The organism is Micromonospora sp. NPDC052213, assembly GCF_040679695.1.
Taxonomy (GTDB): domain Bacteria; phylum Actinomycetota; class Actinomycetes; order Mycobacteriales; family Micromonosporaceae; genus Micromonospora.
Map to the genome: position 1 here is coordinate 14,683 of NZ_JBFAVI010000073.1, position 17,315 is coordinate 31,997.

Sequence of the window (17,315 nt, forward strand, 5' to 3'; positions counted from 1 at the left end):
GGCCGTCGGTGCGGCGGGTCAGACCGGGTCGCCGATGTTGACCCGGGGCTCGGGCGCGCGCATCCGGCGGAAGGTGATCGACCGCATGATGGCGTAGAGGTAGAGCGAGCCCATCCGCTGCCCGGTGTTCGGGAAGCGCTCCCGGACCAGCTTGCGGATCTTGCGGGAGATCAGGAACGAGTCGACCACCACACCCAGCGCGAGCGCGCCCCAGAGGATGTTGGAGACCAGGCGGACGATCGGGGGCATCGCCGCGTTCGAGCCGATCAGCACGATCAGCGCGCCGCCGAAGAACCAGGTGCCGACCGTACGCCGGGAGTCGACCACGTTGCGGGCCAGCAGCCGCTCGGGGCCGCGGTCACGGGGCCCACCCTCGCGGCGGAACTCCGCCGCCGACTCCGCGCGCAGCTGGCGCCGGCGCTCCCGCGCCTCCTCCTTGGTCAGCGGCTTGGTGGCCGCGGCCGGTCGGCGGCCGGCGCTGGGCCGCTTCGGCGTGACCTTGCCCAGCTCCTTCTTGCTCGGGGTGTAGCCCCGGGGCTGGGCGGTCGAGGACTCCTCGTCGGGCGTCACCGGGGTGACGGCCTCGTCGACGAGGTCGGTGGACTTGCGGCGAAACAGCGACGGCACGCGGAAAGGGTAGCCAAACGACGGCGCCCGGTGCACATCGCGGTGCACCGGGCGCGGTCGGGAGTGGTCGACGTTACGGACGCTCGACGTGCGCGCCGAGGTCGGCGAGCTTCGCCTCGAAGTCCTCGTAGCCCCGGTTGATCAGGTCGACGCCGTAGACCCGGGAGGTGCCCTCGGCCGCCAGCGCGGCGATCAGGTGGCTGAAACCGGCCCGCAGGTCGGGGATGACCAGGTCGGCGGCGTGCAGCTTGCTCGGCCCCGCGATCACCGCGGAGTGCTTGAAGTTGCGCCGGCCGAAGCGGCACGGGGTGCCGCCCAGGCAGTCCCGGTAGACCTGGATGTTCGCGCCCATCGAGTTCAGCGCCTCGGTGTAGCCCAGCCGCTGCTCGTAGACCGTCTCGTGGACGATGGACAGGCCCCGGGCCTGGGTGAGCGCCACCACCAGGGGCTGCTGCCAGTCGGTCATGAAGCCCGGGTGCACGTCGGTCTCCAGGGCCACCGACTTCAGCTCGCCGCCCGGGTGCCAGAACCGGATGCCGCCCTCCTGGCCGGGGTCGCCCAGCTTCGGCGGCCGGGCGTCGGTGACCTCGTACTCGCCGCCGACCGAGCGGAAGATGTTCAGGAACGTCATCATGTCGGCCTGCTGCGCGCCGAGGACCTCCACGTGGCCGCGGGTCGCCAGCGCCGCCGCGGCCCAGCTCGCCGCCTCGATCCGGTCCGGGATCGGCCGGTGCGTGTAGCCGTGCAGCTTCGGCACGCCCTGGATCTCGATCACCCGGTCGGTGTGCACCTTGATGATCGCGCCCATCTTCTGCAGGACGCAGATCAGGTCGATGATCTCCGGCTCCACCGCCGCGTTGCGCAGCTCGGTGACGCCCTCGGCCATCACCGCCGTCAGCAGCACCTGCTCGGTCGCCCCGACGCTCGGGTACGGCAGCGAGAACTTGGTGCCGTGTAGCCCGTTCGGCGCCGACAGGTGCAGGCCCTCCGGGGTCTTCTCGACCGTCGCCCCGAACTCGCGCAGCGCCTGGAGGTGGAAGTCGATCGGGCGCGGCCCGATGTGGCAGCCGCCCAGGTCCGGGATGAAGGCGTGGCCGAGGCGGTGCAGCAGCGGCCCGCAGAACAGGATCGGGATCCGGCTGGAGCCCGCGTGCACGTTGATCTGGTCCGTGCTCGCGCTCTCCACGTTCGCGGGGTCGAAGACGAGCTCGCCGTCCTCCTCGCCGTCGCTGACCTTCACGCCGTGCAGGCCGAGCAGGCCCCGGACGACCTCGACGTCACGGATCTTCGGCACGTCGAACAGTCGGCTCGGGCTGTCGCCCAGCAGTGCGGCGACCATCGCCTTCGAGACCAGGTTCTTCGCGCCGCGCACGCGGATCCGCCCTTCCAGCGGAGTACCTCCGTGTACGACCAGGACGTCGTCGGTCAACGCAACCTCCAGCGCGTCGGTGCTGCCGTGTGTTGATGGTGGGCTCGCGATGTCTTCGCTACCCGGAATGCGGTCATGTCGAAACGGCCGCGTGCGTCGTCGCCCCGGCAGCATAGCCCTCCGTGACGTAAATGGACCCGGTCAGATCGCCCCTGAGGGCACTAATCGGTGATCGGGCCCATTTTCGTACCAGTGGTGCTACCGAGAGTGATCAGCCCGCCGCGGGCGGCGGGGTGTCGGCCCCGGGCAGGGCGAGCATCTGGTCCAGCGCCACCCGGGCATGGTGCGCGGTGTCCGGGTCGACCGTGATCTGGTTGACCACCCGGCCGGCCACCAGCTCCTCCAGCGCCCAGACCAGGTGGGGCAGGTCGATCCGGTTCATGGTCGAGCAGTAGCAGACCGCCTTGTCCAGGAACATGACCTGCTTGTCGGGGTGGGCCAGCGCGAGCCGGCGGACCAGGTTCAGCTCGGTGCCGACCGCCCACGCCGAGCCGGCCGGGGCCGCCTCGATGGCCTTGATGATGTACTCCGTCGAGCCGACGAAGTCGGCGGCGCTGACCACCTCGTGCCGGCACTCCGGGTGGACCAGCACGTTCACCCCCGGCACCCGCTCCCGCACGTCGTTCACGCTGTCGAGGGTGAACCGGCCGTGCACCGAGCAGTGCCCCCGCCAGAGGATCATCTTCGCGTCGCGCAGCTGCTCCGGGGTGAGCCCGCCGTTCGGCTTGTGCGGGTCGTAGAGCACGCAGTCGTCCAGCGAGAAGCCCATCTCCCGCACCGCCGTGTTGCGGCCCAGGTGCTGGTCGGGCAGGAAGAGCACCTTCGACCCCTGCCGGTACGCCCAGTCCAGCGCCCGCTTCGCGTTCGACGAGGTGCAGACCACGCCGCCGTTGCGGCCGACGAAGCCCTTGATGTCCGCCGAGGAGTTCATGTAGGTGACCGGGACGGTCTGCTCCGCGATGCCCAGGTCGGTCAGCACGTCCCAGGCCGTCTCGACCTGCGACAGCACCGCCATGTCCGCCATCGAGCAGCCGGCGGCCAGGTCCGGCAGGACGACCTTCTGCGCGTCCGAGGTGAGGATGTCGGCGCTCTCGGCCATGAAGTGCACGCCGCAGAAGACGATGTACTCCGCGTCGGGGCGGGCCGCCGCCTCGCGGGCCAGCTTGAACGAGTCGCCGGTGACGTCGGCGAACTGGATCACCTCGTCGCGCTGGTAGTGGTGCCCCAGCACGAAGACCTTGCTGCCCAGCTTCTCCTTCGCCGCCGCCGCCCGGGCCACCAGGTCCGGGTCGCTGGGCGCCGGAAGGTCACCCGGACACTCGACGCCACGCTCGGTGGCGGGGTCGCTGCCCCGGCCGAGCAGCAGCAGTGCCGTTGCCGTGTTGGAGGGTTCCACCCAGGTCGAAGTCACGTACCCCATGGTCCCACAGGGTGGCCTGAGCGCAGCCTCCACCGGTGTGGGCTGCCACACTGCTCGGCATGCGCGTGCTGCTCTGCCCGGACAAGTTCGCCGGCACCCTGTCGGCCCCGGAGGTCGCCGACGCCGTGGCCGCCGGCTGGCGCGAGGTGGCTCCCGGCGACGACCTGCACGTCCGGCCGCTGTCCGACGGTGGGCCGGGCTTCCTCGACGTGCTCGGCGACGCGCTCGACGGGCGCCGGATCCCGGTGCCGACCGTCGACCCGCTGGGCCGCCCGGTGGCCGGTGAGATCCTGCTCACCGACGGCGGGACGACCGCCTGGCTGGAGAGCGCCCAGGCGTGCGGGCTGCACCTGCTCGACGCGGGCGAGCGCGACCCGAAGACCACCACCTCGTACGGCCTGGGGGTGCTGGTCGCCGCCGCCGTGGAGGCCGGCGCCCGCACGGTGGTGATCGGCCTGGGCGGCTCCGGCACCAACGACGGCGGCGCGGGGATGCTCACCGCGCTCGGCGTGACCCCGCTGGACGAGGGGGGCCGGGCGCTGCCGTACGGCGGCGCGGCGCTGGCCGCCGCGGTCGCGCTCGACGGGGCGCCCCGGCTGCGCGACGCCCGGCTGGTGGCCGCCACCGACGTCGACAATCCGCTGCTCGGCCTGCACGGGGCGAGTAACGTGTTCGGCCCGCAGAAGGGCGCCGACCGGGCGGACGTGCTGCTGCTCGACGCCGCGCTGGAGCGCTTCGCCGCCGTGCTGGAGCGGGACCTGCCCGGCTGCCCCGACCGGCTGGGCGCCCTGCCCGGCGGCGGCGCGGCCGGGGGCCTCGGCGCGGCCGTCCTGGCGCTCGGCGGGCACTGCGAGTCGGGCATCGGCCTGGTCACCCGGGCGATCGGGCTGGACGCCGCCCTGGACGCCGTCGACCTGGTGGTCACCGGGGAGGGCTCGTTCGACCACCAGTCGCTGCGCGGCAAGGTGGTGGCCGGGGTGGCCGGCGCCGCCCGGGACCGGGGCCTGCCCTGCGTGGTGCTGGCCGGCCAGGTGAGCACCGGCCGGCGGGAGGCGGGCGCGGCCGGGGTGACCGACGCGTACAGCCTGGTGGAGCACTTCGGGGGCGAGGAGCGCGGCGGGCTGGCCGCCGCGCTGGAGCGCCCGGCCGAGGGGCTGCGGGCGCTCGGCGCCCGGCTGGCCCGGCAGTGGAGCCGCTGACCGCCCCGCGGGCGTGACCTGCCCGGCGGGCCCGCCGCGCGCGTGGCGCGGCCCGGAGCCGCTCGCCCGCCGCGCGATCGGTCCGTCGGCGCGCCGGCCGCGGCGGCCCGTGTCACGGCGGCGGGTGGGGCCGGTCGCAGCGGCGTACCATCGGATCTGGACCACACCGGGAATGGCTGGGCGACGTGAGATGTTGGCCAGTGCGTCCGGACCCAACCGCGCAGGGAGATTTCACGTGACCACGCCAGCGCAGACCGAGTCGACCGAGGCCAAGGCCCCCACGTCCGTCGTCCTCACCGACGTCGCGGCGCAGAAGGTCAAGGCCCTGATCGAGCAGGAGGGCCGCGACGACCTGCGGCTCCGGGTCGCCGTGCAGCCGGGTGGCTGCTCCGGCCTGCGGTACCAGCTCTTCTTCGACGAGCGCTCGCTCGACGGTGACGTCGTCACCGACTTCGACGGCGTCGAGGTCGTCGTCGACCGGATGAGCGCCCCCTACCTGGCCGGCGCCACCATCGACTTCGCCGACCGCATCGACGCCCAGGGCTTCACCATCGACAACCCCAACGCGGGCAACTCCTGCGCCTGCGGCGACTCGTTCAGCTGAGCCCACCTCGCTCGCGACCAGCGGGGCCGTCCCCTCGGGGCGGCCCCGCTGCCGCGTCCGGGCCCGGTAGCGCAAGCCGAGAAGATGACCGAGGCCGGACCGACGGGTCATCCTGAGGGGGCCGGACCGGTAGGCTGACCGGCGCCCTGCTCCCGACCCCGAGGGTTGACATGAAGATCGCCGTGACCGGCTCGATCGCCACCGACCACCTGATGAGCTTCCCCGGCCGCTTCGCCGACCAGTTCATCGCCGACCAGCTGCACAAGGTGTCGCTCTCCTTCCTGGTGGACGACCTGGTGCTGCGTCGCGGCGGCGTGGCGGCGAACATCGCCTTCGGCATGGGACAGCTCGGCCTGCGCCCGGTGCTGGTCGGCGCGGTCGGCGCGGACTTCGCCGACTACCGCTCCTGGCTGGAGCGGCACGGGGTCGACTGCGACTCGGTGCACGTCAGCGAGGTGGCGCACACCGCCCGGTTCGTCTGCACCACGGACACCGACATGTGCCAGATCGCCTCGTTCTACGCCGGCGCGATGAGCGAGGCCCGCAACATCGAGCTGGAGCCGGTGGCCCGCCGCCTCGACGGGCTCGACCTGGTCCTGGTCGGCGCGAACGACCCGGCGGCGATGCTGCGGCACTCCGCCGAGTGCCGGGAGCGGGGATACCCCTTCGCCGCCGACCCGTCCCAGCAGCTCGCCCGGATGGACGGCGAGGACGTCGTCGCGCTGATCGAGGGCGCCGACTACCTGATGACCAACGACTACGAGAAGTCGCTGCTGCAGAGCAAGGCCGGGCTGAGCGACGCGCAGCTGCTCGACCGGGTCAAGGTCCGGGTCACCACGCTGGGCAAGCACGGCGTGGAGATCGCCGGGCGCGACATCGACCCGATCCACGTGCCGATCGCGCGGGAGATCCGGGCGGTCGACCCCACCGGGGTCGGCGACGGCTTCCGGGCCGGCTTCTTCACCGCGCTGTCCTGGGGCCTCGGGCTGGAGCGGGCCGCCCAGGTGGGCTCCCTGCTCGCCACGCTGGTGCTGGAGACCGTGGGCACGCAGGAGTACGAGGTCCGCCGCGACCTGTTCGTCAAGCGGATGGCCGAGTCGTATGGCGACGTGGCCGCCGAGGACGTCCGGCCGCACCTGTTGCCGTAACCCCGCCCTCGGTGTCAGGAAGGGCCCTTCCGCGTTGACCGGGTGCCCTTCCTGACACCGCTCAGTGGCGGCGGCGGACGTCGAAGGCGGGGCCGTCGGGGCCGGTGACCGTACCGAGGAACTCGTGGCCGCGCATCCGGCACCAGGCCGGGATGTCCACCGCCGCCGCCGGGTCGTCGGCCAGCACCCGTACCACCGTGCCGACGGGCAGCTCGGGCAGCCGCCGGGCCACCGCGATCACGGGCAGCGGGCAGCGCTGACCACGACAGTCGAGGATCTCCGCCGGCGCCGTCACAGCCCCGCCACCCCCGCCTCGGCGCGCAGCCGCGCCACGACGTCGGGCAACTCGGCGAGGAAACGCTCCACGTCCGTCTCCGTCGTCTCCCGGTGCAGCGAGACCCGCACGTTGCCGTGCGAGAGCACCCCCATCGCCTCCAGCACATGCGACGGGCGCAGCGTGGAGGAGGTGCAGGAGGAGCCGGAGGAGACGGCGAACCCGCGCCGGTCCAGCGCGTGCAGCAGGGCCTCGCCGTCGACGTACAGGCAGGAGAACGTCACCAGGTGCGGGAGGCGGTCGTCGGGATCACCCACCACCTCCACGTCGGGCACCTCCGCCGCCACCCGGGCCCGGATCCGGTCCACCAGCGGCGCCAGCCGGGCCGCCTCGGCCGCCGCGTCGGCCGCCGCCGCGCGCAGGCTCGCCGCCGCCGCGACCACCGCCGGCAGGTTGAGCGTTCCCGGCGTACGCCCGGACTCCCGCTCGTCGGCCGGCCAGGGCGACTCCCACCGGGTGCCCTTGCGCACCACCAGCAGCCCCACCCCGGGCGGGCCGCCCCACTTGTGCGCGCTGGCGGTCAGCACCGACCAGCCCGCCGGCACAGGCTCCCGGCCGACCACCTGGGCGGCGTCCACGAACAGCGGCACCCCGGCCTCGGCGCACTCCCGCGCGGCCTCGGCGACCGGTTGGCGCGTGCCGACCTCGTGGCTGGCGGCGATCAGCGCGGCCAGCGCCACGCCCGGTGCCCGCACCGCCGCCGCCCAGCCGTCCAGGTCCAGCCGGCCCCACCGGTCCACCGGCACCGACGTCGCCGTGCCGCCCGCCGCGACGTGCCGCTCGGCGGCGTGCAGCACCGCCGAGTGCTCGATCGCGGAGTGCACCAGGGTCGGGCCGACCCGCCGCCTGCCGGCCACGCCGCCGAGCACGGCGGCGTGCGCGGCCGTCGTACCGCTGGGGGTGAAGGAGATCTCGTCGGCGCGCACGCCGAGCGTCTGCGCGGTGGCCTCGCGGGCGGCGTCGAGCAGTTGGCGGGCGCGGCGGGCCTGGGCGTAGAGCCTGCCGGGGTCGGCCCAACCGTCGTCGAGGGCGGCCAGCAGCGCCTGTCGGGCGACCGGGTGCAGCGGCGCGGCGGTGGCCGCGTCCAGGTAGACCGGGGAAGCGCTCACGGAAGCCAACGCTATCGCGCCGGCACGCCCAAGATCCCCCCGATGGGGGCGGAGAGTGACCCCAAGACGGTCGAGCCCGTCATGGTCGAGTAATCTGCGACCGTCGGTGACGCCTTTGCCGCCGGTGTTGTCGCTCCGCCCCGGGCGGAGGCCGACAGAACAGAACAGACACCGCGGCGCGCTAGGGAGGCAGGACCAGGTGGTCGCAAGGAGTTCGGAGGTACGGCCGTCGGCCGTACGGCACAGCGCTTCCCCAGGAGCCGGTGGGCGCCGGGGGCGTGGTGCTGGTCGGATCGCCGGGCTCGGTCTCGGCGGGGCGGCGCTGCTGGTCCTGCTCACGGGCTGCGACGTCGGCGCCGCGTTCGGCGGCTTCGGCTGGCCGCAGGGCGGCATCTCGCCCGAGTCCCACCGGATGTACGACCTGTGGATCGCCTCGTGCATCGCGGCGCTCGCGGTCGGCGTGTTCGTGTGGGGCCTGATCTTCTGGTGCATCGTGCGCTACCGCAAGCGGGGCAACGAGCTGCCGGTCCAGACCCGTTACAACATGCCGATGGAGTTCCTCTACACCATCGCGCCGATCCTGATCGTCTCCGTGCTCTTCTACTACACGGCGGTCGTGCAGACCGACGTGGTGCGGACGACCAAGAACCCCGACGTCACGGTCGAGGTGGTCGCGTTCAAGTGGAACTGGCAGTTCAACTACCGCGACGGCCAGGGCAAGGACGCCAACACCGTCGCCTCGGTGCTCGGCACCAGCGAGGTCATCCCGATCCTGGTGCTCCCGACCGACCGGTCCATCCGGTTCGAGGAGACCAGCCGCGACGTCATCCACTCCTTCTGGGTGCCGGAGCTGCTGTTCAAGCGGGACGTCATGCCGGGCAACGTCCGCAACGTGTTCGAGGTCTCCAAGCTCGACACCGAGGGCGCCTTCGTCGGCCGCTGCGCCGAGCTGTGCGGCAGCTACCACGCGTTCATGAACTTCGAGCTGCGGGTCGTCTCGCCGGAGAAGTACGACCAGTTCCTGGCGGCCAAGCGGGACGGCAAGTCCACGCAGGAGGCCCTGACGGCCATCGGCGAGGATCCGTACGCGCAGACCACGAGGCCGTTCGAGACCCGTCGCACCGATGTCAACTTCAACCCGGACAGCGCGCCGGCCGGTACGGGAAGCTGAGGGGGCTGGCATGAAGACCGAGTGGCGCATCTTCCTGGTCATCGCCGGGTTCCTGCTCTTCGCCACCGCCCTCTACGGGGGCTGGACCGCCGCCGACTCCGGTGGCCACGTCGAGTGGGTCGGCACGGTCGCACTGCTGCTGAGCTTCCTGCTCTGCGCGATGTGCGGCGGCTTCTTCTGGTTCGTCTCGCGCCGGATCGACCTGCGGCCGGAGGACCGGCCGGACGGTGAGATCGCCGACGGCGCGGGCGAGATCGGCTTCTTCAGCCCGGGCAGCTACTGGCCGTTCGGCCTGGCGCTGGCCGCCGCGATCTCCGGCTTCGGCCTGGTGTTCTGGCAGTTCTGGCTGATGGGCGTCGGTGCCGTGGCGGTCATTTTCGCGGCCTGCGGCCTGCTGTTCGAGTACTACAGCGGCACCCGGCGCACCGCCGAGCACTGACCGGCGGCCGGCGACGGCCTCCTGCACGTGACGAAGGCCCGCCTCCCCTCGGGGAGGCGGGCCTTCGTGTCGTGATCGCCGATGTGCGGGGTGCCGAGGGTCGGGGCCCCGGGGCCGGCGGTGTGTGCGCCGCGCCGCGGCGTAGGTCGGGGCGGTGGGGCCGGCGCGGCGGTGGCTCGGCCGGCGCGGGCGGCGATGGCCCAAGTGGCGTGGGCCTGGTCGGGCGGCCGACGGGTCAGGGGCGCGGGTCGGGTCAGGCGGCGCGGCGGTGGGGCGACGGCCGGCGGTGCTCCTGCGTCAGGCGCGGGGCCCGGAAGGTGAACGTGGCGACGAGCACCGCCTCGCCGCAGCCCGTGCAGGCCAGCTCGGGGCAGTCGACGCCGTGGCCGTCGACGCACGGCGGCGCCTCGAACGGCTGAACGCCCTCGCAGGTGGCGCAGTAGAGCTCGCGCTCCGACACGGGCGTCTCCTCTCGCTCCGGTCCCGTCGGGGGCGCACGGCGGAACTGCCGCGCCGCACGGCGCACGACGGATGTGCTGTGGTGAACAGCGCATGATGGAAGTGGAAAACTACTCAGTTGTAGTTTCCCACGGGGGTCCGACACCTTCCGCACGCCACCCGGCGCCGCCGGCGGTCAGGCGGCGCGGGCGGCCTCGATCCAGCGGTCCAGGACGCGGGCGGCGGCTCCGGAGTCGACGGACTCGGCGGCCCGGTCCATCCCGACGCGCAACGCCTCGGTGAGGTCGCCGTCGAGCGGACCCTGGGTGGCCAGCGCCGCCGCCGCGTTGACCAGGACGGCGTCGCGCACCGGGCCGGTCTCGCCGGCCAGCAGCCGGCGCACCACGTCGGCGTTGTACGCGGCGTCTCCGCCCCGCAGGTCGGCCAGGGTGGCCCTGGGCACCCCGAGGTCGGTCGCGTCCAGCAGCGCCTCCCTGACGGTGCCTGCCTGGACGGCCCAGACGCGGGTCGGCGCGGCGGTGGTGAACTCGTCCAGCCCGTCCTCGCCGCGCATCACCAGAGCCGAGTCGCCCCGGGCGGCGAAGACGCCCGCCATCACCGGGGCCATCCGGAGGTCGAAGCAGCCGACCGCGGCGGCCCGCGGCCGGGCCGGGTTGGTCAGCGGGCCGAGGAAGTTGAAGAAGGTCGGCACGCCCATCTCCCGGCGTACCGGGCCGGCGTGGCGCATGCCGGGGTGGTACCGGGCCGCGAAGCAGAAGCCGATGCCGGCCTCCGCGACGCACCGGGCCACCCCCTCCGGCCCCAGGTCCAGCGGCACGCCGAGGAACTCCAGCACGTCCGCCGTGCCGCAGGAGGAGGAGGCCGCCCGGTTGCCGTGCTTGACCACCCGGACCCCGGCGCCGGCCACCACCAGGGAGGCCATGGTGGAGATGTTGACCGTGTGCGCGAGATCACCGCCGGTGCCGACCACGTCGAGGGCCGTGTCCCGCAGCGCCTCGGGAAGCTCGACCGCGACCGCCCGGCCGAGCATCGCCTCCACCAGGCCGGCCAGCTCGGCCGAGGTCTCGCCCTTGGCCCGCAGCGCGACGGCGAAGCCCGCGATCTGCGCCGGGGCGGCCGCGCCGGACATGATCTCGCCCATCGCCCAGGCGGTGTCGGCGGTGGAGAGCTCCTCCCCGCGCAGCAGCGCGGCGAGCAGGTGCGGCCAGGTCCGATCGCCCATGGCGGGCCTCCCGAGCGTGCGAAGCGGGTGGGATGGAACCGGCGCCGGGTGGTCCGGCGCCGAGACGGGCCGGAGCGGGGACGTCAGGCGGGGGCGTGCGTCCGCAGCAGCTCGGCCACCGTGGTGCCGGTGGTCACCGGGTCGAGCGGGTGCACCAGGGTGGCGTCGACCTCGGCGTAGGCCGCGAGCCATCGGTCGGCGGCGCGGGCGATCACCACGCAGGTCGGGGGAGCGTCGTCCCGGTCGTCCTTGATCTGCCGGGCGATGCCGATGCCGCCGCCCGGGGTCGCCTCGCCGTCGAGCAGCAGCAGGTCGATCTCGTAGTCGTCGACGAGCCGGACGCACTCCGCGTAGGTGGACGCGTCGACGAACTCGATCCGCAGACCGGGCGCGGGACGCGTGCCGACGGCGAGCCGCATCCGGTCACGGACCTGCGGGTCGTCGCTGTAGAGCAGGACGGTGCAAAGACGATCACTCATGCCGACACTCCGCTTCGCCGAACGGTCCGAGTCCACGCCGCGCCGGTGGATCCCACAGCGTCGCCACGGCCTCGGCCGGGGATCGGACTGTGAGCGGTGCCGTCATGAGGCACCGTCGCGCTGCGCTTGGTGACTCGCTCGATGCGCTCACTCATTGGCTGGACAGGCTCCCACCTCGTAGCTGCCCGCTGATCCTACCCGTCGGTGTGAGGTGCGTGACGTCCGCCCGTCGGGGGCGCCGGGGCGTACCGTCCGCGCAGGTCAGGCGGCGGACTCCGCGGCGCGCTGGCGGGCCTCCTGGCGGTCCAGGTCGCGGTCGATCCGGCGGGCCTCCCGCTCGGCGTGGCGCATCCACTGCACGACCAGCACGGCCAGCATCGTGACGCTGACGAACTCGCCGCCGGCCCAGAGGATGCCGCCGGCGACCACCTGGTCCTCCCAGGGGTCGGACCAGGTCAGCCCGAGCGACGGGTACCAGTCGCCGCCGAAGAGCGTGCTGCTCTGCATGATGGTGAGCCCGAGCACCGTGTGGAACGGCACGGAGAGCAGCATCAGCAGCGCCCGGCCCGGGTACGGCCAGCGCCCCGGCAGCGGGTCGAGGCCGAGCAGCGGCCAGAAGAACACGCAGCCGGTCATGATGAAGTGCGCGTGCACGACCTCGTGCGCCCACGCGTGCTCCAGGGTGTAGCGGTACAGGTCGGTGAAGTAGAGCGCGAACGGGTTGACCACGAAGATGGTGAACGCCACCAGCGGGTAGCTGTAGAGCCGCGCGACCCGGCTGTGCACGATCGCCAGCAGCCGCTTGCGTGGTCGTAGCGGCAGGGTGCGCAGGGCCAGCGTCACCGGCGCGCCCAGCGCGAGGAAGATCGGCGAGATCATGGAGAGCACCATGTGCTGGACCATGTGCACCGACAGCAGCGCCGTGTCGTACGCGTGCAGGCCGCTGACGGTGACCGCCGCGATCCCGCCGAGGCCGGGGCCGAGGAAGAACACCGTCCGGGCCACCGGCCACCGGTCGCCCCGGAGCCGGAGCCGGTGCACCCCGTAGAGGTAGATGCCGGCGGCCAGCACCAGGCCGACGGCCAGCCAACTGTCCAGCCGGGTCTCGGTGAACACGGAGGTGACGGTGAACGGCGGCGGGGTGGCCGCCGCCATCGTCGGCGCGGCGGCCGAGGTTGCGGTGGAGATCGGATCGACGTGCAGCACGCTTTTCAGCCTAGGTCAGGCGAACCGGACGACCCCGATCGGGCTGCCGACGCCACGGGTTTGCCACCCCGCTGATCGCCGGCCCCGGTCAAGGGCAATAATGACCGCGTGACTGCGGCCCCAGCCATTGACAAGAGCCGGATCCACTCCCTGACCCGACCCAACATGGTCAGCGTCGGGACGATCGTGTGGCTCTCCAGTGAACTCATGTTCTTCGCGGCGTTGTTCGCGATGTACTTCTCCATCCGCGCGGCGGCGCCGGAGCAGTGGGCGAAGCACACCGAGGTGCTCAACATCCCGTACGCGACCACCTTCACGGTGATCCTGGTGTTGTCGTCGGTGACCTGCCAGCTCGGTGTCTTCGCCGCCGAGAAGGGTGACGTCCACGCCCTGCGGCGCTGGTTCACGATCACCTTCGTGATGGGCCTGATCTTCGTGCTCGGTCAGCTCAACGAGTACCGCGAGCTGGTGCACGAGGGCATCAAGATCAACTCGGATGGGTACGGGTCGATGTTCTACCTGACCACCGGGTTCCACGGTCTGCACGTGACCGGCGGTCTGATCGCCTTCATCATCTTCATGATCCGCACGACCATGGGCCGGTTCACCCCGGCGCAGGCCACGTCGGCGATCGTCGTGTCCTACTACTGGCACTTCGTCGACGTCGTGTGGATCGGGCTCTACGCCATGATCTACTGGCTTCAGTGATCTTGGCGCGTCACGAACCGCGCCGCTGCTCCGTCCCCTGAGACAAGGTCCAACCGGTTAAGGACACAGGTCATGACTTCTGACAACGACCGCCGACGCGGTCTGCTCGCGCGGCTGCGCGAGCGGCCCGCGGCGCGCAGCAGGGGCCGCCGCCGGCTGGGTGCCGCGGTCCGGCTGCTCGCCGCGCTGATGCTGGCTGGCGGCGCCTACACCGTCTTCGCCCCCGGCGTGCAGGCGCAGGACGCCCCGCTCACCGGCGCCGCCGCGGAAGGCAAGGCGCTGTTCGACGTGAGCTGCGTGACCTGTCACGGTCGCAACGCCCAGGGCGTCGAGGGCCGTGGGCCGAGCCTGATCGGCGTCGGCGCGGCCTCGGTCGAGTTCCAGGTCAGCTCCGGCCGGATGCCGATGGCCCGCCAGGAGGCCCAGGCGGAGCGCAAGCCGGAGCTGTTCACCGACGAGGAGACGCGCCAGCTCGCGCAGTACATCCAGGAGCTCGGCGGCGGTCCGGTCCTGCCCGACGGCGAGAACCTCCACGCCGACGGCAACGTCGCGGCCGGCGGCGAGCTGTTCCGGATCAACTGCGCGCAGTGCCACGCCTTCGGCGGTAGCGGCGGCGCCCTGTCCTCCGGCAAGTACGCCCCGAGCCTGCACCCGGCCAGCGACCGGCAGATCTACGCCGCGATGCTGAGCGGCCCGCAGAACATGCCGGTCTTCGGCGACAACCAGATCTCCCCGGAGCAGAAGGCGGACATCATCGCCTACATCCAGCAGACCCTGAAGCACGACCAGGACCCGGGTGGCTTCAACCTCGGTCGGTACGGGCCGTCCACCGAGGGCTTGGCGATCTTCCTGGTCGGCATCGTCGCGCTCGTCTTCGCGAGCCTGTGGATCGCGGGGAAGTCGTGACCGGGCGGATCATTCGTTTCAGTGCTGTGGTGCCGGGGTCCGGCACCGCCCGTAGCGAGGTGACGGCATGACCACGCACACCGAGCACCAGGCCCAGCAGGGCCGGGAACCGCTCGACGTGACGACCCCCGGGCTCAGCCAGTTCGACATCGTCCGCGAGGGCGCGCGCCGGGACGACATCGAGATCGTCCACTACGAGCCGCAGGTCGCCCCGGGCAGCAAGGCCGAGCGCCGGCTGACCCGCACGGTCGCGTCGTTCTTCCTGCTGACCGGGCTGGCGGCGACCGCCTTCCTGGTGGTCTACATCTGGTGGCCCTGGGAGTACGCTCCCGGCCGCGGCGGCGACACGTGGTACACCCCGCTGCTCGGCGTCACCCTCGGCGTGGCCCTGCTCGGCGTCGGCTTCGGCATCCTGACCTGGGGCAAGAAGCTGCTGCCCAAGGAGGTCTCGATCCAGGACCGGCACGAGGGCGCCGTCAGCGAGGACGACCGGATCATCACCGGCCAGACCATGCTCTACATGGCCGACGAGCTGGGCGTGAAGCGCCGGCCGCTGCTCGGCATCTCGCTGCTGGCCGGTCTCGCGCCGGTCGGCGCGGTGGTCGCCGCGCCCCTGGTCGGTGGCCTGATCTCCCAGCCGCACAAGAACAACCAGATGTTCACCACCGGCTTCGCCCCGACCGAGGGCGGCGGCAAGGTCCGGCTGGTCCGCGAGGACGGCCGTCCGGTCCGCCCGGCGGACATCAGCACCGGCGGCCAGATCACGGTCTTCCCCGGCATCGACCACGGCGTGAGCAACCTGCACGCCGACTCGCCGACCCTGCTGATCCACCTGCGGGACAGCGACGCGCAGGAGTCGCGCCGGGCCAACGAGCGGGTCGGGCACGGCGACTACATGTGGGGCAACTACGCCGCCTACTCGAAGATCTGCACGCACGCCGGCTGCCCGGCGAGCCTGTACGAGCAGCAGACCAACCGTCTGCTCTGCCCGTGCCACCAGTCGCAGTTCCTGATCACCGACAACGCCCGGCCCATCTTCGGTCCGGCCAGCCGGCGACTGCCGCAGTTGCCGATCGAGGTGGACTCCGAGGGCTACTTCGTGGCCAAGTCCGACTACACCGAGACCGTCGGGCCCGACTTCTGGGAGCGGCCGTGAAGCGGCGCAAGTTTGACATGGCAGCTGTGCCGGGCAACGCCGCCCGGGGAGTGGACGACCGCTTCCAGGTGGCCACCCCGCTCCGCCGGCTGCTGAACAAGGTCTTCCCGGACCACTGGTCCTTCCTGCTCGGCGAGATCGCGCTCTTCTCGTTCATCGTCCTGCTGCTGACCGGTGTCTTCCTGACCTTCTTCTTCGAGCCGGCGATGACCGAGGTGGTCTACAACGGCAGCTACGCCCCGCTGCGGGGCACGCCGATGTCGGCCGCGTACGCCTCCAGCCTGGACATCTCGTTCGACGTCCGCGGCGGCCTGATCATGCGGCAGATGCACCACTGGTCGGCGCTGCTGTTCATGGCCGCGATCGTGGTGCACATGCTCCGGGTCTTCTTCACCGGCGCGTTCCGCAAGCCGCGTGAGACGAACTGGATCATCGGCTCGCTGCTGTTCTGGGTCGGCTTCCTGGCCGGCTTCACCGGCTACTCGCTGCCGGACGACGGCCTCTCCGGCACCGGCCTGCGGATCGCCTCGGCGATCATGCTCTCCATCCCGGTGATCGGCTCCTGGGTCACCTCGTCGATCTTCGGCGGGGAGTTCCCCGGCACCATCATCATCAGCCGGTTCTACATCGCCCACGTGCTGCTCATCCCGGGTCTGCTGGTCGCGCTGATCAGCGTCCACCTGGGCCTGGTCTTCAAGCAGAAGCACACCCAGTGGCCCGGCCCCGGCCGGACCAACGGCAACGTGGTCGGCGAGCGGATGTTCCCCCGCTACGCGATCAAGCAGGGCGGCTTCTTCATGGTCGTCTTCGGCGTGATCGCGCTGATGGGCGGTCTGTTCCAGATCAACCCGATCTGGCTGTTCGGCCCGTACGAGGCGTGGGTGGTCTCGGCCGCCAGCCAGCCCGACTGGTACGTCATGTTCCTCGACGGCTCGACCCGCCTGATGCCGGCCTGGGAGATCAACATCCCGATCGGCGACGGGTACGTGATCCCGCCGCTGTTCTGGCCGACGGTGGTGCTGCCGGGCATCCTGGTGGGGCTCTCCACGCTCTACCCGTTCCTGGAGGCCCGGCGCCTCAAGGACACCCGCAGCCACAACCTGCTCCAGCGGCCCCGGGACGTGCCGGCGCGCACCGCGGCGGGCGCCATGGCCATCGCGTTCTTCATCGTGCTGACCCTGTCCGGCGCCAACGACGTCATCGCCGACAAGTTCATGATCAGCCTGAACGCGATGACCTGGGCCGGCCGGATCGGCCTGCTGGTGCTCCCGCCGCTGGCGTACTACTTCACCTACCGGATCTGCCTCGGTCTGCAGCAGCACGACCGTGAGGTGCTCGCCCACGGCGTCGAGACCGGCATCATCCGGCGACTGCCCGACGGCCGGTTCGAAGAGGTGCACCAGCCGCTCAGCGCGGGGGACCACGACGGCCACGGCGGGCTCGAGTACGCCGGCTGGGTCGTGCCGAAGAAGATGAACCGGCTCGGGGCCCTCGGCCCGGCCATCCGGGGCTTCTTCTACCCGATCGAGAAGCCGGCCGAGGCGCCGGTCTCGCCGGGCCACCCGCCGGTCGAGCCGCGGCCCGACCGGGAGCAGGTCGGCAGCGGCGAGAGCCGGCGCTGACCTCGCGACACCCGACGTGGGGGGGCCCCCGGGCGCCCCGGGGTCGCCCCCCACCTGTGAGCCCCCCCCCCCCGGGC

At 72.2% G+C, this 17,315-nt stretch carries 18 protein-coding genes; 9 read left to right on the forward strand and 9 right to left on the reverse strand.

The window, feature by feature from the left end:
• Positions 1-18 precede the first annotated feature (18 nt).
• The 3 genes from AB0L34_RS18775 to nadA all read right to left on the reverse strand — a co-directional run bounded on the left by AB0L34_RS18775 (position 19) and on the right by nadA (position 3,467).
• Positions 19-627: a DUF3043 domain-containing protein gene (locus AB0L34_RS18775; RefSeq protein WP_350707923.1), complete on the reverse strand. Its 609-nt coding sequence runs from the start codon at positions 625-627 to the stop codon at positions 19-21.
• A gap of 73 nt (positions 628-700) precedes the next feature.
• Positions 701-2,056 carry a UDP-N-acetylglucosamine 1-carboxyvinyltransferase gene (gene murA, locus AB0L34_RS18780; protein ID WP_350707925.1) on the reverse strand — a complete coding sequence of 452 codons (1,356 nt, stop codon included), beginning with the start codon at positions 2,054-2,056 and terminating at the stop codon, positions 701-703.
• Between the two features lie 211 nt (positions 2,057-2,267).
• Positions 2,268-3,467, reverse strand: a complete 1,200-nt coding sequence (gene nadA, locus AB0L34_RS18785) for a quinolinate synthase NadA (RefSeq protein WP_363705650.1) — start codon at positions 3,465-3,467, stop codon at positions 2,268-2,270.
• Between the two features lie 68 nt (positions 3,468-3,535).
• Here nadA and AB0L34_RS18790 point away from each other — a divergent pair, with 68 nt between their 5' ends.
• The 3 genes from AB0L34_RS18790 (at position 3,536) to AB0L34_RS18800 (ending at position 6,427) form a co-directional block, all read left to right on the forward strand.
• On the forward strand, positions 3,536-4,675 hold the full coding sequence (locus AB0L34_RS18790; RefSeq protein ID WP_363705655.1) for a glycerate kinase: 1,140 nt from the start codon (positions 3,536-3,538) through the stop codon (positions 4,673-4,675).
• 235 nt (positions 4,676-4,910) lie between these two features.
• A complete protein-coding gene (gene erpA / locus AB0L34_RS18795; RefSeq protein ID WP_091104634.1) occupies positions 4,911-5,279 on the forward strand; it encodes an iron-sulfur cluster insertion protein ErpA in 369 nt (122 codons plus the stop codon).
• A 170-nt stretch (positions 5,280-5,449) separates the two neighbouring features.
• Entirely contained in the window at positions 5,450-6,427 is a 978-nt protein-coding gene (locus tag AB0L34_RS18800) for a carbohydrate kinase family protein (RefSeq protein WP_350707929.1), read from the forward strand.
• A 61-nt stretch (positions 6,428-6,488) separates the two neighbouring features.
• Here AB0L34_RS18800 and AB0L34_RS18805 read toward each other — a convergent pair whose 3' ends face one another.
• Together AB0L34_RS18805 and AB0L34_RS18810 are read right to left on the reverse strand one after the other, a co-directional pair.
• Entirely contained in the window at positions 6,489-6,722 is a 234-nt protein-coding gene (locus AB0L34_RS18805; protein WP_357451209.1) for a sulfurtransferase TusA family protein, read from the reverse strand.
• Complete coding sequence (locus tag AB0L34_RS18810) at positions 6,719-7,870, reverse strand: aminotransferase class V-fold PLP-dependent enzyme (protein WP_363705651.1); 1,152 nt, start codon at positions 7,868-7,870, stop codon at positions 6,719-6,721. The genes AB0L34_RS18805 and AB0L34_RS18810 overlap by 4 nt, the downstream gene beginning before the upstream one ends.
• A gap of 199 nt (positions 7,871-8,069) precedes the next feature.
• On the opposite strand from AB0L34_RS18810, the gene coxB reads away from it, so the two are divergent.
• Positions 8,070-9,041, forward strand: a complete 972-nt coding sequence (coxB, locus tag AB0L34_RS18815) for a cytochrome c oxidase subunit II (protein ID WP_363705652.1) — start codon at positions 8,070-8,072, stop codon at positions 9,039-9,041.
• A 10-nt stretch (positions 9,042-9,051) separates the two neighbouring features.
• Positions 9,052-9,480 carry a cytochrome c oxidase subunit 4 gene (locus AB0L34_RS18820; protein WP_350707936.1) on the forward strand — a complete coding sequence of 143 codons (429 nt, stop codon included), beginning with the start codon at positions 9,052-9,054 and terminating at the stop codon, positions 9,478-9,480.
• Between the two features lie 253 nt (positions 9,481-9,733).
• Here the strand turns inward: AB0L34_RS18820 and AB0L34_RS18825 are convergent, their stop codons facing one another.
• The 4 genes from AB0L34_RS18825 to AB0L34_RS18840 form a co-directional block, all read right to left on the reverse strand.
• The gene (locus AB0L34_RS18825; RefSeq protein WP_363705653.1) at positions 9,734-9,940 is read right to left on the reverse strand and encodes a hypothetical protein; all 207 of its coding nucleotides are present in this window, start codon (positions 9,938-9,940) and stop codon (positions 9,734-9,736) included.
• Between the two features lie 174 nt (positions 9,941-10,114).
• A complete protein-coding gene (trpD, locus tag AB0L34_RS18830; protein WP_363705654.1) occupies positions 10,115-11,161 on the reverse strand; it encodes an anthranilate phosphoribosyltransferase in 1,047 nt (348 codons plus the stop codon).
• A gap of 83 nt (positions 11,162-11,244) precedes the next feature.
• Positions 11,245-11,640, reverse strand: coding sequence for a hypothetical protein (locus AB0L34_RS18835; RefSeq protein ID WP_350682093.1), 396 nt, complete (start codon positions 11,638-11,640; stop codon positions 11,245-11,247).
• A 261-nt stretch (positions 11,641-11,901) separates the two neighbouring features.
• Positions 11,902-12,795 (reverse strand): cytochrome c oxidase assembly protein, encoded by an 894-nt coding sequence (locus tag AB0L34_RS18840; protein ID WP_357451493.1) that lies wholly within the window; start codon positions 12,793-12,795, stop codon positions 11,902-11,904.
• A 159-nt stretch (positions 12,796-12,954) separates the two neighbouring features.
• Between AB0L34_RS18840 and AB0L34_RS18845 the strand changes: the two genes are divergently transcribed.
• The 4 genes from AB0L34_RS18845 to AB0L34_RS18860 all read left to right on the forward strand — a co-directional run bounded on the left by AB0L34_RS18845 (position 12,955) and on the right by AB0L34_RS18860 (position 17,238).
• On the forward strand, positions 12,955-13,554 hold the full coding sequence (locus tag AB0L34_RS18845) for a heme-copper oxidase subunit III (RefSeq protein WP_357451224.1): 600 nt from the start codon (positions 12,955-12,957) through the stop codon (positions 13,552-13,554).
• Between the two features lie 72 nt (positions 13,555-13,626).
• Complete coding sequence (locus tag AB0L34_RS18850) at positions 13,627-14,460, forward strand: cytochrome c (protein ID WP_350707945.1); 834 nt, start codon at positions 13,627-13,629, stop codon at positions 14,458-14,460.
• A gap of 67 nt (positions 14,461-14,527) precedes the next feature.
• A complete protein-coding gene (locus tag AB0L34_RS18855) occupies positions 14,528-15,616 on the forward strand; it encodes a Rieske 2Fe-2S domain-containing protein (RefSeq protein ID WP_350707946.1) in 1,089 nt (362 codons plus the stop codon).
• Complete coding sequence (locus AB0L34_RS18860; protein WP_350707948.1) at positions 15,613-17,238, forward strand: cytochrome bc complex cytochrome b subunit; 1,626 nt, start codon at positions 15,613-15,615, stop codon at positions 17,236-17,238. The genes AB0L34_RS18855 and AB0L34_RS18860 overlap by 4 nt, the downstream gene beginning before the upstream one ends.
• Positions 17,239-17,315: the final 77 nt, after the last annotated feature.